The following is a 20,583-nucleotide window of genomic DNA, read 5'->3' as shown; positions in this document are numbered from 1 at the left end:
CTCATTTCAATATCCAACCCTTGGTATCATCTGCGCTTACATAGTAATAGTCATTAAACACACCAAGTACCTGCACTGTTTTTTCTTTGGCGATGATGGCCTTGGAAGCAGCAAGGATATCAGGCTTATCCAACAGCCTTTGTGTTGAATCAGTTTTATGCGCTCGTAATGGTGTAGCAATTGACTTGACCGCGTTGCCTGCAACAAATCCTTCACGTCCATCAGGCAGTCTTACCTTATACCAATCGCCGGTGGCTGATTGCAGCTGCAACAATGTACCAACTGGCGGACTTACTAACCGGGCCGATTGTTTATCAGGTGAAGTATGTACGACGGCATTGCGTTCACTGCGCCTGTATGTTTTCAGGTCATTGGCCGCCACCTGCACTGCAGCAGGCTCAGGTCGCTTAATATCAACAAAAGGCAATGGATCGATGGCGCCACCTGCTGCATAAATGCCAAAGTGCAGGTGCGGCGGTGTGGTACGCGCATTACCGGTATTGCCCATCAAGCCAATGGTATCGCCCGGCAACACGCGCTGTCCTTCCGAAACCATTTGCGAATCGAGATGCGCATAGTACAGTACAAAGTCTTTTCCTTTTGGCCGCATGAACACTACTTTACCACCCAGGTTGTTGTTGGTAACCGAAGTCACCGTTCCTTCTGCAGATGCCAGTAAAGGAGTACGGAAAGCGCTGAAAATGTCGATGCCTTCATGACTGCGGGCGCCTCCATCACGGTCCGCGCCCCAAAAGCTGCTGATACGTGGCCGGCCAGCGGCCGCTACAGGAAAATCAAGACTGGGACCGGTTCGGATCTCCAACGTATACTCACCACCTGCGAGTAATTCGGGTTGCAAACGCAGCAGGTATTCTCCATCTTTTGTAACCTCATAATTCAACCCTGCTGCTGCAGTGTCTGCTGCTGCCATCAATTTAGGTTGTTCGTTTGCTACAGGTTGCCAGAGGTCAAGGAAAAGCGCAAAACCGGCAGCCGGTTTTTTGGTGAGTAGTATGAGGACTTTATCACCCCGCCGGGCGGTGAACCGGTATCCTGCGGCGGCTGGTTCTGCCGCATCAAAATAACCGACTTCCTTGTAAGGCAGTTTGATGGCAAGCGGTTGAGTTAACCCTTTGCCGGCAGCGGTAAACCAATTCTGTCCCAGGGAAGTTTCTTTGAGACCCGCGTTACTGATCTTATCTGCATAACGCTCGTGGGCAGTTTTCCCCGCAAATAAGCCACGGTTGGGCGTCGAACAAGCGATGAAAAAGACGCATGCCAGCATGAATACCAGTACGGTAGCGGGAAGCCAGCTTTTTATTGTATGGGATACCATGTACGTTCTTTTACCTGATAATAGCCATAAAATTCTTGTGCCGCAGCACCTGCAATGTGATTTAGTAGATTTTTAGGAATTGAGAAGCGTGGCGGCTGTTTTGCATTAATAAAAACAAACATTCGAAACATGCCTGAAGGTCCCAGCATTGTGATCTTAAAGGAGGAATTACAGGCTTTTAAAGGCAAAAAGATCCTGGACGCGGGCGGCTATGGAAAGATAGACGCAGAGAAACTGATCAACCAACTGGTGGTGGACCTAAAAACCTGGGGAAAGCATTTACTGATTTGTTTACCCAAACTTACTGTCCGCGTTCACCTGCTGTTGTTTGGCAAATACACGATCGACGAGCCTAAGAAAGTCAATCCTACTTTATTCCTAAAGTTCAGGAACGGCACGCTGTACTTCTATACAGTGGCGGTAAAACTGATTGAAGAAGACCTTGATACAGTATACGATTGGTCGGCTGATGTCATGAATAAATATTGGGATGCTGCGGCCGCCCGCAAGAAGTTAAAAGCAAAACCAGATATGCTGATCTGCGATGCCCTGCTGGACCAGGATATCTTTGCCGGCGCCGGCAATATCTTTAAGAATGAGGTCTTGTTCCGTACACGCGTACACCCTAAAACTAAAGTAGGAAAGATACCGCCACGCAAGCTCACCGCCATCATTAACGAAATGCCTGTTTATGCTTTCGATTTCCTGAAATGGAAAAAGGCATTGGTACTTCAAAAACATTGGGAAGCACATACAAAGAAGATATGCCCACGCTGTGATATCCCGCTCGTCAAAGAGTACACCGGTAAGACAAAGCGCAGGAGCTTTTATTGCAGGAACTGCCAGGTGTGGTACAAATAACTAAACTGGCACGACTTTTATGACTTCTTTCCCAAAACCTTTTACTTATGGATGGGAAAGAAATATGCGCCGCCTATGCAGCTGAAATGAAAGCGGAATCTGTAGCTACCCGGAAATGTCTTGAACGCATACCCGAAAGTGTATACAAGTTCAAGCCACACGAAAAGTCTATGGAAATGGGCTACCTCACCTTGCTGGTAGCAGAGATTCCCAAATGGGTCAGGGATATGATCGAAGGAAGTGTTATCAACTTCCAGTCGTATAGCCATTTCCAGTTAAGTACTACGGAGAAGCTGCTGGCCCATTACGATGAAAATATCGAAGGAGCTATCAAATCCCTGTCGAATATTACTGATGAGCAAATATCCAAACCTTTCGAATTGAAGAATGGTGATCAACTATTGTGGACTTCACCTATGGTGGAGGCCCTTGGCAATACCATCAACCACTGGGTCCATCACCGTGGGCAGCTTACCGTATACATGCGCCTCAACGATATTGCTGTGCCTTCTATTTATGGACCTTCAGCAGACGACAAGGGCTTTTAGAAAAGCGTCTGACACGTAAGAAGTGAAGCAAAATATTTACGCAATAAAAAAGGAGGGTTATAGCCCTCCTTTACATATTTTACTTACTTGTTTATATATTCCCCCTTAAGCTCTGCGAGGCTTGCAGCCTCGCAATTCTATTCCCGGGCCTTGGGCCCGTCTCAAACGCTACATATTCCTCCGGTACTGTCCCCCAACCTGGTAGAGCGCATTGGTGATCTGACCCAGTGAACAGTATTTCACTGTTTCCATGAGCTCAGTAAAAAGGTTGCCATTCTTGATAGCTACTTGCTGTAACTTGTTCAACATCTCAGCACACTTTTGCTCATTCCTCTTCTGGAATGCCTGAAGGTTTTGTATCTGTTGTTCTTTTTCTTCAGTAGTACTGCGTATTACTTCCTGTGGAATAATGGTAGGGCTTCCCTTCTTATTGAGGAAGGTATTTACACCTACGATGGGCAACTCACCACTATGCTTCAGGCTTTCATAATACAGGCTTTCTTCCTGTATCTTGTTGCGCTGGTACATACGCTCCATAGCGCCCAACACACCGCCACGGTCGGTAAGGCGTTCAAACTCTGTCAATACGGCCTCTTCCACCAGGTCAGTCAACTCCTCAATGAGGAAAGAGCCCTGTATGAAGTTCTCCGTTTTGGCAGTACCCAGCTCTCTGTTGATGATGAGCTGAATGGCCATTGCGCGGCGCACACTTTCTTCAGTAGGTGTGGTAATGGCCTCGTCATAGGCGTTTGTATGCAGACTATTACAGTTGTCGTAAATAGCATACAGCGCCTGCAGCGTAGTACGTATATCGTTGAAGTCGATTTCCTGTGCGTGCAAGCTTCGTCCCGATGTTTGAATATGGTACTTCAGCTTCTGTGAGCGGTCATTGCCTTTATATTTATCCTTCATGGCCTTGGCCCAGATACGACGCGCCACGCGGCCGATCACACTGTACTCTGCATCCATACCATTACTGAAGAAGAATGACAGGTTGGGCGCAAAATCATCTATGTTCATACCCCGGCTCAGGTAATACTCTACATACGTAAATCCATTAGCCAGTGTAAAGGCCAGCTGCGTAATCGGGTTGGCGCCGGCTTCAGCAATATGGTAACCGCTGATGCTCACGCTATAGAAGTTGCGCACCTTTTGGTCAATGAAATATTCCTGTACATCGCCCATCAGCTTAAGTGCAAATTCGGTACTGAAGATACAGGTGTTCTGCGCCTGGTCTTCTTTCAGGATGTCCGCTTGCACAGTACCGCGCACCTGCGATAGCGCTTCGGCTTTCAGCTTTGCATACACATCAGCGGGCAACACTTCATCACCGCTCATGCCCAGCAGCTTCAATCCGAGTCCACTATTGCCTTCTGGCAACCGCTCGGGGGCAGAAGGATTGTAATAAGCAGGCTTGGGCAGGTGCTTGAACTTATCTGTCATCTTTTTATTGACCGCATCCCACTGTCCATTGGCTTCTATCCACTTTTCACACAACTGGTCGATGGCAGCGTTCATGAAGAAAGCCAGCAGGATAGGAGCAGGGCCATTGATGGTCATGCTCACCGATGTTTTAGGATCGCAGAGATCGAAACCACTATATAATTTCTTGGCGTCATCAACAGTGGCGATGCTCACACCGCTGTTGCCGACCTTACCATAGATGTCCGGACGATGTGCCGGGTCCTCCCCATACAGCGTTACGCTATCGAAAGCGGTAGAGAGACGCTTGGCCGGCTGATCCACCGATACATAGTGAAAGCGTTTGTTGGTACGCTCAGGCCCACCCTCTCCCGCAAACATACGGGTAGGGTCTTCGCCCTGGCGTTTCAGTTCAAACACACCAGCTGTATAAGGAAATTCGCCGGGCAGGTTTTCCTGCAATTGCCAGCGAAGAACATCACCCCAGTCTTTGAATTTGGGCAACACTACTTTAGGGATACGGATGCCGCTTAATGTTTTTGTAGTTAGCGGTTGTTTGATCACTTTATCCCGTACCTGGTATTCAAAAAAATCAGCCTTGTATTTCTTTACGATGGCCGGCCACTGATCGATCAGTTGTTTACAGGCAGGGTTGAGCTTTGCTTCAAAATTCTTTTGCAGCTGCTGAAGATCGGTGATATAAGAAGCGTTCGTACCGGCAGCCTCTATCACACCATTGAGCTGATACAGTTTCGAAGCAATAGTACATTGCTCCTGTACCCAGGCATCATAACTGCGGCTGGCTTCAGCAATCTCAGCCAGGTAGCGCACCCGCTTGGGAGGTATGATCTGGCTCTTGGTGCTGGTATCTTTAGTATGAGGATGCAGGGCAATCGTTCCAAACTCTACACCGGTCTTTTTCTTCAGCGCGATCATGAGCTTTTCAAACAGCTCATTCACACCGGCATCGTTGAACTGTGCAGCGATGGTTCCTATTACCGGTATCTCCTCATCTTTTGCCATGAAAAGATTGTGGTTGCGCTTATATTGCTTGCGCACATCGTGCAAAGCGTCGAGCGCCCCGGCTTTATCGAATTTGTTGATGCAGATAACATCTGCGTAGTCGAGCATATTGATCTTCTCCAGTTGAGAAGCGGCGCCATACTCCGGCGTCATTACATAAAGACTCACATCACAATAATCGAGGATGCTCACATCACTTTGCCCCACACCGGCACTTTCAAGAATAATGAAGTCGAACCCGGCAGCCTTGCAAATGTTCACAGCATCCAGTACGTACTTACTCAGCGCCACATCACTTTCGCGGGTAGCGAGAGAACGCATGTAGGCACGGGGTGAGTGAATACTATTCATGCGGATACGGTCGCCTAATAGCGCGCCGCCTGTCTTTTTGCGGGAAGGGTCTACTGAAACAACAGCAATGGTCTTATCGGTAAATGTATTGAGGTAGCGACGCACGATCTCATCGGTGACAGATGACTTACCGGCGCCACCGGTTCCGGTAATGCCTAATACAGGAGGTTGCGTAGTAGTCGTAGCTACAGCTTCCTCATTACCATTCCTGTTATTCTCTGCATTGGAAATACTGCGCGCTATACGGCGGATATCTTTCCACTCACCCAGCTTCATGGCTGTTTTGAAGTTGGCGGGATCACCATTCACGGGAAAGTCACACATCTTCACCACCTCTTCGATCATCCCTTCCAGGCCGAGTTTGCGGCCATCATCCGGACTGTATATTTTGGTAATGCCATAGCGGTGCAACTCTTCTATTTCCTGTGGCAGGATGGTGCCACCGCCACCGCCGAATATCTTAATATGCCCACAGCCATTCTCGTCGAGCAGGTCCTTCATGTATTTGAAAAACTCTACGTGGCCACCCTGGTAACTGGTAATGGCGATACCCTGTGCATCCTCTTCAATAGCACATTCCACTATTTCAGCAACAGAACGGTTATGACCCAGGTGAATGATCTCAGCCCCTTTAGCCTGCATGATGCGGCGCATGATGTTGATAGCAGCATCGTGTCCATCAAAGAGAGACGCCGCCGTTACAATGCGAACAGTATTATTCGTGAAGCTCATATTGATGTAGTAATTACGATCCAGGGGCGAAGTTAGTTCAAAAAACTAATGAGTGTTAGCCATTTCGCAATTTGGTTCCCTAAACGGTTAAAATGGAGTAGCTTAGAGTATCGGGGCGAGCATGCAAAGGTGGAGTTTGGAGCCCGGTAACGTAATAAGTACAACAAATTAAAATATTGGATACATATGGTCATTGATGCGCATGTACACTTCTGGAAATTCGACAAGAAAAGAGATGCCTGGATCACCAATGATATGAAGATCCTGCAACAGGATTACCTGCCCGAACACCTGGCGCCTACCCTCAAAAGAAATGGCGTGGATGGTGTGGTAGCAGTGCAGGCCAGCCAGGAAGAAGTAGAAACGAGGTTCCTGGCCGAACTGGCCGTTACCCATCCGATCATCAAGGGTGTGGTAGGTTGGATCGACTTGCAGGCAGATAACATTGCCGAGCGACTGGAGCATTTCACCCAGTATAGCAGCATCAGGGGTTACCGCCATGTGGTGCAGGCCGAGCCGGACGACTTCTTATTACGTCCCAACTTTCAACGTGGGGTACGCGCATTGAAGCCTTACAACTATACATACGATGTACTGATCTATCATAACCAGCTGAAACCGGCCATTGAGTTTGTATCCCAGTTCCCCGATCAAAAGCTGATCATCGACCATTGCGCCAAGCCGGATATCAAGCACAAGAAGATAGACGAGTGGAAAGTGCTGATGAAAGAGATCGCACAACAGCCAAATGTATATTGTAAGCTATCGGGCCTCTTTACAGAAGCAGCCTGGAAAACCTGGAGCTCCGCTGAGTTCTATCCCTACCTCGATGTAGTATTTGAAGCATTCGGAACCAACCGCCTGGTATTTGGCAGCGACTGGCCGGTAATGCTGTTAAGCGGCATCTATGTGCAATGGAAGAGCCTGCTGGAAAAGTATATGGAAAACTTCGAAGCGGAAGAAAGAGAGAAAGTGTTTGGGCTGAATGCACAGGCGTTCTACAATTTATAGGTCCGTAGATAGTATAAAATATAGGGTAACGTTTCCCAGGCGAAGCGCGAAGCTCTGCGAGACTTGTAGTCTCGCAGTTCTATTTCAGAGCCTTGGGCCCTAACAAACGACAAGGAATCACTCAATACGCCCATACAGTCTCCTTGTCCAAACGGTGCTGGAATGCAGGCCCAGCCTAAAATATTTTATACTTTCTAATATTAATCCCTTATATTGTGTATGGTTCACACTAACGACTGCTTTGAAAAAAATCGCTGCCATACTACTAATGGGAATGCTATTCTTCAACTGGTTCGGCTACCGCATCTTCGCAGATATTTTACAGCAACAAGCAGATACACAACTCGAAGCACGCCTCGATCAAAATGATTACGACGAATCCCAATTAATCGAATTACGCGTAACACTCGACTTACCCTATCAAACCAACTGGACCGATTTCGAACGTGTAGACGGAGAAATAGAGATCAACGGTATTCACTATAAATATGTAAAACGCAAAGTGCAGGACGGACAATTGGTGCTGATGTGCCTGCCCAATGAAGAAAAGATGCGCCTGCAAACAGCCCGCGACGATTTCTTCAAGCTGGTCAATGACCTGCAGCATCCCTCACAAAGTAAAAAGTCAGACAACCATTCGCTATCCTTTAATAGTTTCTCTACGGAGTATTGGTCGCAAAAGAACGATTGGCACCTTGCCAGCTTTTCGGCAGCACCATTGCATTACCGCAATGCCAATGCCATCCTGAAAACAAACAACTTCACCTCCACACCGGAACAGCCTCCGGAAGCCTGAGTTATTGCCTTTTCCCCCACAACACGCCCGGCATCAATCTGCCCGGCTACTATGTATTATTATTCAACTGAAGTTATTGTTTAAACACGCCGGTGTTTCACGTCTGACATTTCACTTCTCACGTGTACTCCCCGGCCATTCACCAACATCCGTTTCTATTCATGCGCAAGATCGTCCATGCTATTATAGTGTTGGCTATAGCCACATCCTGCAACCGTGCCAATGATTATGAAAAGGTTATTCACGATCCGGGTCTGTACAGCCACCTCACCGGGCAGCTGACAGAAGTAATGACCTTCAACATCTTTACGCCGCCTGTAGCCAGCCGGGTATATGCTTACTCACACCTGGCCGCTTACGAAGTAATGGCGAAAGGTGATAGCAATTATATATCACTGGCTGGTCAGCTGAAAGGCTTTGACGAAGTCCCTGTACCCGCAGCCGGTGCACAGATCGACTATCCTTATGCATCCATGATCGCTTTTATGGAAGTAGGTAAAACACTCACCTTTTCCAATGCCACGATGGACAGCATTGTCAACTCCCTTCAACTGCTGGCAGCCGATCATGGCATGCCCGATTCCATGGAAGCACATTCCAAAGCCTATGGCCTCAGCGTTGCCAAAGCCGTATTGGCCTGGAGCAAGAAAGACAATTACGCACAAACCCGTTCAGCCGCCAAATACACCGTACCAGAAGAAGAAGGGAAATGGATTCCTACACCACCTGCTTATATACAAGCCGTGGAGCCACATTGGCGTACCATCCGCACGATTGCGATGGACAGCGCCAGCCAGTTTGCCCCACCACCGCCAGCATCATTCAGTAAGGATAGCACCAGCGCATTTTACGGTTGGGCAAAACAGGTATGCGACACCGTAAACAACCTCACCGATGAACAAAAAGCCATTGCCAGCTTCTGGGATTGCAATGGGTTCAAAGTAAATGTCGTTGGCCATGCCATGTTTGCCACCAAGGCCATGACGCCCGGTGGCCACTGGATGGGCATTGTAGGCATCATCTGCAAAGACAAAAAAGTTGATTTCTCTAAAACCATTCATACCTACGCCAATGTATCCTTCGCATTGATGGATGCATTCATTTCCTGCTGGGATGCCAAATACACCTGGAACCTGATACGGCCCGAATCAGTCATCAACCAATACATCGATCCCAACTGGAAACCATTCCTGCAAACACCACCCTTTCCTGAATATACCAGCGGTCACTCCGAAATATCCAGTGCTGTTGCCACTGTACTGGAACATATGTACGGAACAGAAGTTGCTTTCCGCGATTCTACAGAACGCGCTTGGGGCTGGCCCGACCGCAACTTTCAATCCGTACGACAAGCTGCCGACGAAGCCGGCATCAGCCGGTTTTATGGAGGCATCCATTACAGACAATCTATAGTCGTTGCCAGGGACCAGGGCATCCGCCTCGGCAATCACGTCATGACCAAACTGCAAACGACCAAAACCAAAACAAAATTGGCTGCTCAGTAACCAAACAATTAAACCAACACTGCCTATATGAGAAAAACACTTGCCATATCGATCATCCTGCTATTTGCAGCCATACTTCGCACGCACGCGCAAGGCTGCGTGGCCATCCGTAGCACCGGAGCCATCTGCGCTAAACCAGATGCCACCGCCGAAGCCCAACATGGATGGCAGCTAAACACCTCTTACCGCTATTTCAGATCATTCCGCCATTTTGTAGGAAGAGAAGAACAAAAAGAACGACTGGAGAAAAATACCGAAGTGATTAACTGGTCGCACAACCTTGATCTTTCACTGGTGCGCCATTTCAACAGCCAATGGTCGCTGGCCATGAACCTGCCAATCATCTCCAACGTTCGCTCCTCGCTCTACGAACACGGAGGCAATAATGTCAAAAACGCACGCCACAAAACAAGCTCTTTCGGCATAGGCGATATCCGGTTCACAGGTTATTACTGGCTTTTCGATCCTTTGAAATCATCAAAAGGGAATATCCAGATAGGGTTGGGCATTAAACTGCCTACCGGCGATTATGAATATGAAGACTTCTTCATCAAAAACGATTCAACCAAAATACTGGGTCCTGTAGATCAATCCATCCAACTGGGCGATGGAGGCACGGGCTTCACCACAGAGATAAATGCTTATTATAATTTCTCAAAGCACATCGGTGTATACGGTAGCTTCTACTATCTCTTCAACCCAAGAGAACAGAACGGCGTATCCACTGGCCGCGGCAGCCCTGTTGCTGCAACCGCCATTACCTACGGCAGCAGCGTAATGAGCGTTCCCGATCAATACATGATACGCGCAGGTGTCAATATTTCCTTCGACCGGCTTTCTATTTCCGCAGGCGCGCGCATGGAATGCGTTCCCGCAGAAGACCTCATTGGCGGCAGCAGTGGTTTCAGAAGACCGGGCTATGTAGTCTCCCTCGAACCCGGCATCACTTACCGCTTAAAAGACATAACCGCTTTTGCAACCGTTCCGGTTGCTCTCAGAAGAGATCGCACCCAAAGCTATGCCGATAAAGAAAGGACCCGCATCACCGGAATATATGCACAGGGCGATGCAGCCTTTGCAGATTACTCGATCAACATTGGCCTTGCTTTCAGATTATAGAATGGAACCTCCTTTAGGGTGGGTCGCCCTTAAAGGGCGGCTCGTCCGGTTCAAAAAAACTGTCGAAGGGTACATTAACCTTACTAACTGCTTAAACCATTATATGAACTACTGCCAACGTCTCCTTATCGCCGCAAGCTGCCTCGCACTGCTACATGCTCCGGCCAGTGCACAGACAGACATTGACGGCATCATGATGACTAAAAATAATTTCTGCTCCGGTGTAATGTACAGCAACAGCAGCTGGACCAACTACTGGGAAGGAAAACTGAAACGCGACAATGAAAACCTCGGCCGCGTATCTACCCAGATGATCGGTGTGATGGGCAACTATGGTATCTCCGACAAACTGAACGTCCTATTTAGCGTCCCTTATGTATCTACGAAAGCATCCGCTGGCACCCTGCATGGAATGAAAGGCGTGCAGGACCTGAGCCTCTTTGTAAAGTGGATGCCCATCGAAGCGAAAGTAGGCAAGGGCGATTTCTCCGCCTACGCTATTGGCGGTTATTCATTTCCTTTAACCAATTATGCCGCTGATTTCCTGCCCTTGTCTATTGGCCTGCGCAGCCGCAACATTTCCTTGCGTGCCATGGCCGATTATCAACTGGGTCGCGTATTTGTAACCGGCTCCGGCACCTGGGTACAGCGCAGCAACATCACCATCGACCGCACTTCCTACTACACCACCGAAATGCACATCACCAATAAAGTAGATATGCCCGATGCCGCATCATTCAATGTGCGGGCCGGCTACCGGTATGGAGGCATCATCGCCGAAGCAGTGCTGGACAACTGGACCACGCTGGGCGGCTTTGATATCACACGCAACAACATGCCTTTCCCGAGCAATGAAATGAACGTCACACGCCTGGGCGCCAACTTCAAATACGAAATGAATAAAGCGGTACCCGGTCTGTCACTCATTGGCGGCGGCAACTATGCCATCGCCGGCAGAAACATGGGACAAGCCACTACCGTATATGGTGGCATCTTCTACATTGTCAATTTCAAGGGTAAAAAATCATCTGCTCAACCATCATCCCCAAAAACAAACTGACATGAAAAAGCTATTGATCATCTCCGCTGTTGTAGTAGCTGCAGGCATCACCCTGCCCCTCGCTTGTTCCAAGGATGTAAAAGGCCGAACAGATGACCTGGCACCATTACAACCTGCCAAAACTGATATCGACGGCGGCACCTGGAAACCAGTGTTACTGACATCTCCTACCGAATTTGCGGTGCCAGCCCCAGCAGCTACCAACACACCCGACTATATTGCACAGATCAATGAGATCAAGACCTGGCAGGCCGATCTTACTGCTGCTGAAAAAGCCATCGTGAAATACTGGAGCGCCGGCGCTATCCTTCGCTGGAATGAGATACTCCGCGAACTGGTGGCCAAGCACAACCTCCCACCTTATCAGAATCCGGATAACACTTATCCAATACCGAATGCCAATAATCCATTGGCCTATCCACAATTCCCATTTGCCAATCCACCATATGCATCGCGCGCCTATGCTTATGTAAGCGCTGCACAATATGATGCACTTGTAGCAGCCTGGCATTATAAAAAACTCTACAACCGCGCAGCACCTTATAAAGCTGATGCAACGCTGCAGGTATTGGTTCCTCAAACCGATCTGCCATCCTATCCATCAGAAGATGCGGTAGTAGCAGGCGCAGCGGCAGAAATGATGAAGCTGCTGTTTCCCGGCGACCAGGATTTTATACAGCAAAAAGTAGAAGAGCACAAGCGTGCCCGCATCATTGCAGGCGCCAACGTACGCAGTGATATAGAAGCCGGCGAAGCGCTGGGCAAAGCGGTAGCACAAAAGTTTGTGACCCGCGCCAGAGGTGACAGGGCTGGTGCTGCAGTAGGTACTCCTGCACAGTGGGCGCAGTTGGAAACGGATTGCAAAGCCCGGGGCGAAGATCCCTGGTACAGCCTCGAATCGCCCAAACGCCCGCCAATGCTCCCCATCTTTGGAAAAGTAAGAGCCTTTCTGTTTGATTCACTCACCTGTATTGCACTGCGTCCGGGACCTCCACCGCTAACCAGCAGCCCCAAGATGAAACAGGAAACCGATGAGATCTACGAATATGTAAACAACCCCACGCGTGAACGTTTGCGCATCGTGCATTTCTGGGCCGATGGTGTAGGCACTTACACACCACCGGGCCACTGGGATGCCATCGCTGCAGAAGATTTCATCACCAAAAACTATAGCGAGATACGCTGGGCGCGTAACATGGCCCTACTGAATATGGCACTGATGGACGCCGCTATCGTATGCTGGGATACCAAGTACTTCTATTTCAATCCACGTCCCACGCAAATGGACCCACGTATTAAAACACTTACTGGCATTCCCAACTTCCCGGCCTACATATCCGGCCACTCCACGTTCAGCGGAGCTGCCGCAACCGTTTTGTCCCACATCATTCCGGAGAAAGCTACAGCGTATAATGCCATGGCGAGCGAAGCATCGCTCTCCCGCATGTATGGCGGCATACACTTCCGCGCTGATTGTGAAGTAGGATTACAGGTAGGAAAGAATGTAGGCAACTACGCAGTAGAACGCGCCAAAACAGACGGCGCAGGCAATTAAACCTTTAAAAACTCATGTTGAAACGTTCCATTAACCATAGCACCATTAAGCACCTGCTGGCAACAGCAGGATGCTTACTTGGTCTTACCTTATCCGCCCAGCAAACACAACCAGATTCACTGAAAGCAAAAACGCTGGACAGCATTACCATCATCGCCAACCTGAAGCAGGTGGTGATGCAATCCATGTCTTCTATCAAGGGCACCTACATGTATGCAGCCAAGAAAACAGAAGTAGTGCAATTGGATAAGCTGGATGCCAATCGCACTGACAACAATCCACGGCAGATATTTGCCAAAGTGCCCGGCGTATTTGTGTATGAAAACGACGGCACCGGCAACCAGGTCAATATCGCTACCCGTGGCCTCACAGCACACCGCTCCTGGGAAATGAATGTGCGGCACAATGATATCATGACCAACTCTGATCTGTATGGCTATCCTGCCAGCCACTTCAATGCCCCCACGGAATCTATCGAACGCATCGAGATTGTACGTGGCAGCGGCGCCCTGCAATACGGCGCCCAGTTTGGCGGCATGATCAACTACATCACCAAAGAAGCAGACAGCAGCAAAAAGATGTCCTTTGAAACACAAAATGCTGCCGGCTCTTATGGACTCCTCAGCACCTACAATGCAGTAGGCGGCAAAACCGGCAAGTTGCAGTATTACGCCTACATGAACTACCGCAAGTCAGATGGATACCGGGAGAACAGCGAGTATCGTTATTTCGCTACCCACGCCCATCTTTCTTATCAACTCAGCAAACGATTAAAGCTGCGTGCAGAATACAATTACATGGACTACCGCAACCACGTGAATGGCGGCCTCACAGATGCACAGTTTTATGAAAACTCGCGGCAATCGACCCGCAAACGTAATTTCTACAGCCCTACGATTCATGTGCCCTCTATTCAATTGGATTATGTGATTGGCAAAAACACGACACTCAATTTTGCCAGCTCCGCCATCCTCGGCTCCCGCAATAGCGTACAGTTCATTGCACTGAGCACAGTAAAAGACACTTTCAATACCACGCTGGGATCTTACAACCCACGCCAGGTAGACATTGACAAATACCACAGCTATTCCAATGAGCTCAGGCTGCGCCATCATTATAGCCTCCTGGGCAAGCCCAGCACCCTCGTAGCTGGCGTGCGGTACATCAACAACGATCTCCACCGCATGCAATTAGGCAAAGGCACAACAGGTTCCGGTTATGACCTCACGCTCACCGATCCGGAATGGGGCCGCAACCTGCACCTCAAAACGCAGAACGTATCTGTATTTGCAGAAAACCTGTCGCAGCTTTCTTCTAAACTATTGCTCACCGCCGGTATACGCTACGAGAATGGCGAAACGAAAATGAGCGGTACCATCAAGAACTACACAGCAGGAGAAATACCACTCAACATACCACACCGCTTTGCCTTACTGGGTGCGGGACTGCAATACAACCTGCAGGAAAACATTTCCCTGTTTGCCAACTGGGCACAGGCATACCGCCCGGTGATCTTTGCAGACATTATTCCTACCACCAACCTCAATAAGATCGACCACAATATAGAAGATGCTAAAGGCAGCAATGCAGAACTGGGCATCCGTGGCAGGATCAATCAATACCTGCACTTCGATGTTACGGTCTTCAACATGGTCTACCGCAACCGCACCGGCAGCATTGCACGGGTGGAGAACAACCAGACATACCTGTACAGAACAAATGTTGGTGATGCACGTACACAAGGCGCAGAAGTATACCTGGAGTTCCAGCCACTACAATGGCTCACGAATTACCGGTCGCCCTTCCTGCTCTCCGTATTTACGTCTACCGCCTATATCCATGCCACTTATTCAAAAGGCCGCATAGGAGTGAATGGTACCAATATCGACGTAAAAGGCAACTGGATTGAAACCACCCCACGGTGGATCAGCCGCAACGGCGTGCAGATGGCTTATAAAGGATTGTCCTCTACGATTCAGTACAGCATTACGGGCAAATCATACGCCGATGCACTGAACACGGTGACACCCAATGCAAGTGGCACGATCGGGTTGGTGCCCGGTTACCAGTTGGTAGATTGGAACTTTACGTATCGCTTTGCAAAACACTACAATGTAAAACTGGCACTGAACAACCTGTTCAACAAACAATATTTCACGGAGCGTCCGCCATTCTTCCCCGGCCCCGGAGGATTATACCCTTCCGATGGCAGGTCGGTGATCTTCTCCATCGGCGCCACGCTTTAAAAGATAGTTATCTTTTTAGTCTATTAGTTAGTTATAAATGGCACCACCCCCGTTTCCACGGGGGTGCATTTTTATGTGGCAGATATAATGCTTAATTTAGAAGTGTCCAAACCGGTCGGCGTATGAAAAAAACGATATGGCTTTTTTCGTTGATAGCGTATGTACTTACGGCAACAGCCCAATTGCCCGCAACTCCCGATAAGATCTATGGCGAGTTGTTTCACCAGGTACAGATGAGCAAAATATTCCCGGATGGAAAAACCTTCGTGGATTGCATTCCCAAACGCGCTCCTAAAGACATCATGTACGATTATGGCCTGCGCAAAGGACCACAATTCGACCTGAAGAAATTTGTAGAAGAGAACTTCGACCTGCCCCATACACCACAGATCAACTATATAACCCGCGAGAAAGATGTAGTAGCCCACATCAAAAACCTGTGGGGCGTATTACGCCGTGAACCGGATATCACGCCCGGCTCATCCGCAACAGGCAGCACCATTAAAGAAGGCACCTCTTTATTGCCATTGCCTTATCCCTACATAGTACCAGGCGGTCGCTTCCGCGAAATATACTATTGGGATTCTTATTTCACCATGCTGGGACTGAAAGAAAGTGGCGAAACAGCCATGATCGAAAACATGGTCAAAAACTTCGCTTACCTTATCGACACCTATGGCCACATTCCCAATGGCAACAGGACCTATTACCTCAGCCGCTCACAACCACCCTTCTTTGCATTGATGGTAGAACTATTGGCCGAAATAAAAGGAGATTCTATTTATGCCAACTTCCTGCCCGCATTGGAAAAAGAACATCGCTACTGGATGGATGGTGCTGATAAACTGGCGCCGGGCCAATTCGCTAAACGCGTGGTAAAGCTGCGCGATGGCACTATCATGAACCGCTACTGGGACGACAATGCAGCACCCCGCCAGGAAAGCTACCGCGAAGACATAGAAACAGCTGAAAAGTCAAAACGCAATAAAGCAGAGATGTACGTGCACCTGCGCGCAGGCGCAGAGAGCGGTATCGATTTCAGCAGCCGCTGGTTTGCCGATGGCAAAAAGCTGACTTCCATTCAAACCACCCACTACATACCTGTTGACCTGAATGCCCTGCTATACAAACTGGAAATGGTCATCGTGAAAGGCAATATGGTAAAACACCAGGACAGCATAGCCGCCCTGTTTCGCAAGAAAGCAGAGAAGCGCGTGTTGGCCATCGACAAATATTGCTGGAGCAAGACCCTCAACTTCTATACAGATTACAACTACCGCACCCGCAAGCAGTCAGACATTGTATCACCGGCAGGCATGTACCCCTTCTGTTTCTTCCTGGGCAAACCAGATTATATGAGCCTGCTGGCACGCAGGGTAGGAGAAGTGGTCCGTGAAAAGCTCCTGAAAGATGGTGGCATACAAACCACGGCCAACGCTACCGGCGAACAATGGGATGCACCCAATGGATGGGCGCCACTGAACTGGATGGTGATCTGGGGCCTCGACCGCTGTGGACAGCGTGAACTGGCGCGCGATATTGCCGATCGCTGGATGAAACTCAACATAGAAGTGTTTCAGCGCACGGGCAAACTGATGGAAAAATACAATGTGGCAGATACCAAACTGGAAGCCGGTGGCGGTGAATACGCGGGTCAGGACGGCTTCGGCTGGACCAATGGCGTACTACTCAAACTCATTGGCAAATATGGTATGCCGAAACAGTAATTGTCACCGTTCAACCGAAACAGCTTGCCTTGCCCCTTTTTAAACAGTATGTTGCCATTTAAAACGGCAACATGAAGCAACTCTTGGTGATCATTGGCATTTTGCTCACCGGCACAGCAACGATAGCACAGGACATCCCTAAATTTCCCGCCAGCTTTATCGGCCATTGGCAAGGCACCCTCAACTGGTACACAGAAGGCGCCGCCGAGCCCAAGCTCATCAACATGGAGCTGCACATTCAGCCTTCCAAAGACAGCGCAGGCCAATACACTTGGCACATCATCTATGGCAAAGCCACCGAAGACAATCGGCCCTACCTGCTCAAAGCAGTTGATAGCGCCAAAGGACATTGGATCATCGATGAAGTAAATGGCATTCTACTCGACCAATATTGGAAAGGAGGAAAATTCGCAGGTGCCTTCACTGTAGGCGGCACCACCATCATCAACAGCTACTGGCTCGAAAAAGGGCAACTCCACCTGGAGTTCTTTTCCCATCCTGCCAGGCCCCTCGCCACCACGGGCCTGGGCACGGAAGATTCGCCCAAAGTAGACAGCTATCATATCCGCTCGTACCAGAAGGGAGTGCTCAGCAAAAAATAATAGGAACAATTGAAATACCTTCGCACAAATTTTTACCATGACCCGTTGGATAGCCGGAGCCCTGTTGCCCCTCCTCTTTGTTGCCTGTTCGCCCAATAATGTAACTGTAGACAATGACCTGAAGAAGTATTTCGACCAGCATAAAGTAGATGGCACATTCGGACTGTTCGATAACGGTCAGGGCCACTTTAGTGTCTACAACCTGTCCCGCTTTACAGATAGCGCTTACACACCTGCCTCTACCTTCAAGATCGTCAACTCCCTCATCGGATTGGAAACAGGTGCAGTACTCGATAGCAGCACAGTCATCACCTGGGACAGCGTAAACCGCGGCCGTACCGAGTGCAATAGGAGCATGAGCATGCAGGAAGCCTTCCGCCTCAGCTGCCCGCCATGGTATCAGCAAATGGCCCGCCGCATTGGCAAGCCCGCCATGCAGAAATGGCTCGACACTCTGGGATATGCACAACGCTATGGCAAGTTTACCATCGGCAACAACATCGATACCTTCTGGCTCGACAACTCAGCCAAAGTAACAGCCGATGAAGAGCTGGGTATCGTGAAGAAACTCTATTTCGATCAGCTCCCATTTCAGAAACGCTCTCAGCGTATCGTTCGCGATATGATGCAGTGGGAAAAGAATGACAAATATGCTCTGTACTACAAAACAGGCTGGGGCTTCACAGATAAGGGCAACGCATTAGGTTGGATCGTTGGCTGGATTGAAGAAAATAACCACCCCTACTTCTTTGTATTACAACTGGAATCAGCCGATCACAATTTCGACATGAAACCCGCACGTATTGCAATATTGAAAGATATATTGAAGCAGTATGGGTTCATGGAAGGAAAGAGATAAGCAGGTTTGGCTTTTATTTTGCTATGTTATACCGTAAATTACTTGTTATCAGGTAGTTTTACCCTGAAATCATTTGATAATCATACCATTTAGTGATACGGTTCCAATACATAGAATACCTCATTGGGCTGGCGGCCATTCCGCTGGTCATTTTCCTCTTTTGGTGGACGCTCCGCTGGAAAAAGAAGACCGTCAAAAAGATCGGCGATGAAAAGCTGGTAAGCCAGCTGATCAGCAACTATTCACCCTTCCATTTCCAGCTCAAATTCTTACTCCTGGCTGTAGGCCTGGCAGCCATCATCGTGGCCGCCGCCAACCTGCAAAAGCCTGGCGAAATGGAGCAGGTACAACGCAAAGGAGTGGACGTGGTAATTGCCATGGACGTGAGCAAAAGCATGCTGGCAGATGACATCAAGCCCAACCGCCTCGAAAGAGCCCGCCAGATGGTGTACAAATTGATGGACCAGTTGCCCGACGACCGCATTGCCCTCGTATTATTTGCAGGCAGGGCCTACATGCAAATGCCACTGACTACCGACCACAGTGCCGCCCGCATGTTTGTACAACAAGCCGGTCCGGATGTGGTGCCAGCACAAGGCACAGTGATCACCGACGCACTGCGCATGAGCAACACCGCCTTTAACAGCAAAGAAAGAAAGTTCAAGTCTATCATACTCATTACCGATGGCGAAGACCATGACCCCAATGCGGTGCAACTGGCACAACAACTGGCCCAGGATGGTGTCATGATCAACGCGGTGGGAGTTGGTTCACCAGATGGCGCACCGATCATGGACCCGGTGACCAATGACTATAAAAAAGATCAGGCCGGTAATACAGTAATTTCAAAGCTGAACGAACAGGAATTACAACAACTGGCCGCAGCTACCAAAGGCGTATACGTGAGGCTGGCTGATACGGAAGCTGCTGTTACTGCCATGAAAAAGCAACTCGGCACCATCGAACAAACGTCTATGGAAGACAGCGCCTTCAAGAACTTTAAGAATTATTTCCCTTGGTTCCTGGGTCTGGCCATCTTCCTATTAGTCTTGGAATTCTTTTTTCCTGAACGCAACTGGAAAACCAAATGATCAGGCAATTTATCATAGCAGCATGTTTAAGCACCCTTGTGATTGCAGCACAGGCACAAACGGAAAACAAAGCCATCCGTAGTGGCAATAAATTGTACAAAGAAGGCAAGTACGACCAGGCCCAACCTGAATACGAAAAAGCCATCACCCAGAACCCCAACAATCCCGTTGGCCGTTTCAACCTGGGCAATGCAAAATTCCGGAAAGAAGACTTTGCTGCATCCGAAAAAAACTATGACGAAGCAGCCACTGCATCCAAAACCAATGAGATCAAACAAAAGTCGCTCTACAATAAAGGCGTGTCCCTTTCCAAACAAAAGAAACTCCAGGAAAGCATCGACACCTATAAAAGATCACTGCGCCTGAATCCCCAGGACCAGGATACCCGCTACAATCTGGAAAAGGCACTGGCAGAGCTGAAAAAGCAAAACGAGGCCGAAGACAAGAAAAAACAGGAACAACAGCAAAAGCAGGATCAGAAAAAGCAGCAGCAAAAACAGCCGCCCAAACCACAGCCCAGGAATAACCTCGACAAGAAAAAAATAGAGCAATTCCTCAAATCACTGGAACAAAAAGAGCAGGAAGTACAGCGCAAGATGCAGCAAAGCCGCACTCCCGCCGCCGGCCAGCAGGAAAAAGATTGGTAAATCAGGTATTAGCTTTTAGCCGTTAGCTATTAGTTGACTTTCAAGCGTATAGTAGGCTTTCGCTAAAAGCTAAACCCTAATAGCTAATAGCT

At 48.9% G+C, this 20,583-nt stretch carries 16 protein-coding genes; 14 read left to right on the top strand and 2 right to left on the bottom strand.

The genetic code is table 11. From position 1 onward, the window contains the following. Position 1: 1 nt before the first annotated feature. Entirely contained in the window at positions 2–1,336 is a 1,335-nt protein-coding gene (locus tag AC5JBY_RS06445) for a peptidoglycan DD-metalloendopeptidase family protein (RefSeq protein ID WP_495903745.1), read from the bottom strand. 129 nt (positions 1,337–1,465) lie between these two features. Between AC5JBY_RS06445 and AC5JBY_RS06440 the strand changes: the two genes are divergently transcribed. After that, positions 1,466–2,197 (top strand): endonuclease, encoded by a 732-nt coding sequence (locus tag AC5JBY_RS06440; RefSeq protein WP_495903744.1) that lies wholly within the window; start codon positions 1,466–1,468, stop codon positions 2,195–2,197. 47 nt (positions 2,198–2,244) lie between these two features. Next, positions 2,245–2,745: a DinB family protein gene (locus AC5JBY_RS06435; RefSeq protein ID WP_495903743.1), complete on the top strand. Its 501-nt coding sequence runs from the start codon at positions 2,245–2,247 to the stop codon at positions 2,743–2,745. A gap of 168 nt (positions 2,746–2,913) precedes the next feature. On the opposite strand, the gene AC5JBY_RS06430 is transcribed toward AC5JBY_RS06435, so the two are convergent. Next, the gene (locus AC5JBY_RS06430; protein WP_495903742.1) at positions 2,914–6,273 is read right to left on the bottom strand and encodes a methylmalonyl-CoA mutase family protein; all 3,360 of its coding nucleotides are present in this window, start codon (positions 6,271–6,273) and stop codon (positions 2,914–2,916) included. 186 nt (positions 6,274–6,459) lie between these two features. On the opposite strand from AC5JBY_RS06430, the gene AC5JBY_RS06425 reads away from it, so the two are divergent. From AC5JBY_RS06425 to AC5JBY_RS06370, 12 genes are all read left to right on the top strand, one after another. Next, positions 6,460–7,284, top strand: a complete 825-nt coding sequence (locus AC5JBY_RS06425; RefSeq protein ID WP_495903741.1) for an amidohydrolase family protein — start codon at positions 6,460–6,462, stop codon at positions 7,282–7,284. A 241-nt stretch (positions 7,285–7,525) separates the two neighbouring features. Beyond that, the gene (locus AC5JBY_RS06420) at positions 7,526–8,080 is read left to right on the top strand and encodes a hypothetical protein (RefSeq protein WP_495903740.1); all 555 of its coding nucleotides are present in this window, start codon (positions 7,526–7,528) and stop codon (positions 8,078–8,080) included. Positions 8,081–8,241: 161 nt separating this feature from the next. Then, the gene (locus AC5JBY_RS06415) at positions 8,242–9,585 is read left to right on the top strand and encodes a vanadium-dependent haloperoxidase (RefSeq protein WP_495903739.1); all 1,344 of its coding nucleotides are present in this window, start codon (positions 8,242–8,244) and stop codon (positions 9,583–9,585) included. Between the two features lie 27 nt (positions 9,586–9,612). Next, complete coding sequence (locus tag AC5JBY_RS06410; protein WP_495903738.1) at positions 9,613–10,704, top strand: hypothetical protein; 1,092 nt, start codon at positions 9,613–9,615, stop codon at positions 10,702–10,704. Positions 10,705–10,807: 103 nt separating this feature from the next. Beyond that, a complete protein-coding gene (locus AC5JBY_RS06405; protein WP_495903737.1) occupies positions 10,808–11,764 on the top strand; it encodes a hypothetical protein in 957 nt (318 codons plus the stop codon). Between the two features lies 1 nt (position 11,765). Beyond that, a complete protein-coding gene (locus tag AC5JBY_RS06400) occupies positions 11,766–13,319 on the top strand; it encodes a vanadium-dependent haloperoxidase (RefSeq protein WP_495903736.1) in 1,554 nt (517 codons plus the stop codon). Between the two features lie 14 nt (positions 13,320–13,333). Continuing rightward, positions 13,334–15,565 (top strand): TonB-dependent receptor family protein, encoded by a 2,232-nt coding sequence (locus AC5JBY_RS06395; RefSeq protein WP_495903735.1) that lies wholly within the window; start codon positions 13,334–13,336, stop codon positions 15,563–15,565. Positions 15,566–15,687: 122 nt separating this feature from the next. Then, a complete protein-coding gene (treF, locus tag AC5JBY_RS06390; RefSeq protein ID WP_495903734.1) occupies positions 15,688–17,292 on the top strand; it encodes an alpha,alpha-trehalase TreF in 1,605 nt (534 codons plus the stop codon). A gap of 71 nt (positions 17,293–17,363) precedes the next feature. Further along, the gene (locus AC5JBY_RS06385) at positions 17,364–17,894 is read left to right on the top strand and encodes a hypothetical protein (protein ID WP_495903733.1); all 531 of its coding nucleotides are present in this window, start codon (positions 17,364–17,366) and stop codon (positions 17,892–17,894) included. 37 nt (positions 17,895–17,931) lie between these two features. Continuing rightward, positions 17,932–18,753, top strand: coding sequence for a penicillin-binding transpeptidase domain-containing protein (locus AC5JBY_RS06380; protein ID WP_495903732.1), 822 nt, complete (start codon positions 17,932–17,934; stop codon positions 18,751–18,753). Between the two features lie 92 nt (positions 18,754–18,845). Beyond that, complete coding sequence (locus tag AC5JBY_RS06375) at positions 18,846–19,844, top strand: vWA domain-containing protein (RefSeq protein WP_495903731.1); 999 nt, start codon at positions 18,846–18,848, stop codon at positions 19,842–19,844. Further along, complete coding sequence (locus tag AC5JBY_RS06370; RefSeq protein WP_495903730.1) at positions 19,841–20,491, top strand: tetratricopeptide repeat protein; 651 nt, start codon at positions 19,841–19,843, stop codon at positions 20,489–20,491. The genes AC5JBY_RS06375 and AC5JBY_RS06370 overlap by 4 nt, the downstream gene beginning before the upstream one ends. Positions 20,492–20,583 lie beyond the last annotated feature (92 nt).

Source organism: Paraflavitalea sp. (assembly GCF_059502485.1).
Note: the sequence above shows the minus strand (reverse complement) of the source record. Positions and strands in the feature narration are given on the sequence as shown.

Excerpts from the sequence above, each read along its gene's own strand:
- AC5JBY_RS06445 (WP_495903745.1), bottom strand. The coding sequence starts at position 1,336 with ATGGTATCCCATACAATAAAAAGCTGGCTTCCCGCTACCGTACTGGTA.
- AC5JBY_RS06440 (WP_495903744.1), top strand. The coding sequence starts at position 1,466 with ATGCCTGAAGGTCCCAGCATTGTGATCTTAAAGGAGGAATTACAGGCT.
- AC5JBY_RS06435 (WP_495903743.1), top strand. The coding sequence starts at position 2,245 with ATGGATGGGAAAGAAATATGCGCCGCCTATGCAGCTGAAATGAAAGCG.
- AC5JBY_RS06430 (WP_495903742.1), bottom strand. The coding sequence starts at position 6,273 with ATGAGCTTCACGAATAATACTGTTCGCATTGTAACGGCGGCGTCTCTC.
- AC5JBY_RS06425 (WP_495903741.1), top strand. The coding sequence starts at position 6,460 with ATGGTCATTGATGCGCATGTACACTTCTGGAAATTCGACAAGAAAAGA.
- AC5JBY_RS06415 (WP_495903739.1), top strand. The coding sequence starts at position 8,242 with ATGCGCAAGATCGTCCATGCTATTATAGTGTTGGCTATAGCCACATCC.
- AC5JBY_RS06410 (WP_495903738.1), top strand. The coding sequence starts at position 9,613 with ATGAGAAAAACACTTGCCATATCGATCATCCTGCTATTTGCAGCCATA.
- AC5JBY_RS06405 (WP_495903737.1), top strand. The coding sequence starts at position 10,808 with ATGAACTACTGCCAACGTCTCCTTATCGCCGCAAGCTGCCTCGCACTG.
- AC5JBY_RS06400 (WP_495903736.1), top strand. The coding sequence starts at position 11,766 with ATGAAAAAGCTATTGATCATCTCCGCTGTTGTAGTAGCTGCAGGCATC.
- AC5JBY_RS06395 (WP_495903735.1), top strand. The coding sequence starts at position 13,334 with ATGTTGAAACGTTCCATTAACCATAGCACCATTAAGCACCTGCTGGCA.
- treF (WP_495903734.1), top strand. The coding sequence starts at position 15,688 with ATGAAAAAAACGATATGGCTTTTTTCGTTGATAGCGTATGTACTTACG.
- AC5JBY_RS06385 (WP_495903733.1), top strand. The coding sequence starts at position 17,364 with ATGAAGCAACTCTTGGTGATCATTGGCATTTTGCTCACCGGCACAGCA.
- AC5JBY_RS06380 (WP_495903732.1), top strand. The coding sequence starts at position 17,932 with ATGACCCGTTGGATAGCCGGAGCCCTGTTGCCCCTCCTCTTTGTTGCC.
- AC5JBY_RS06370 (WP_495903730.1), top strand. The coding sequence starts at position 19,841 with ATGATCAGGCAATTTATCATAGCAGCATGTTTAAGCACCCTTGTGATT.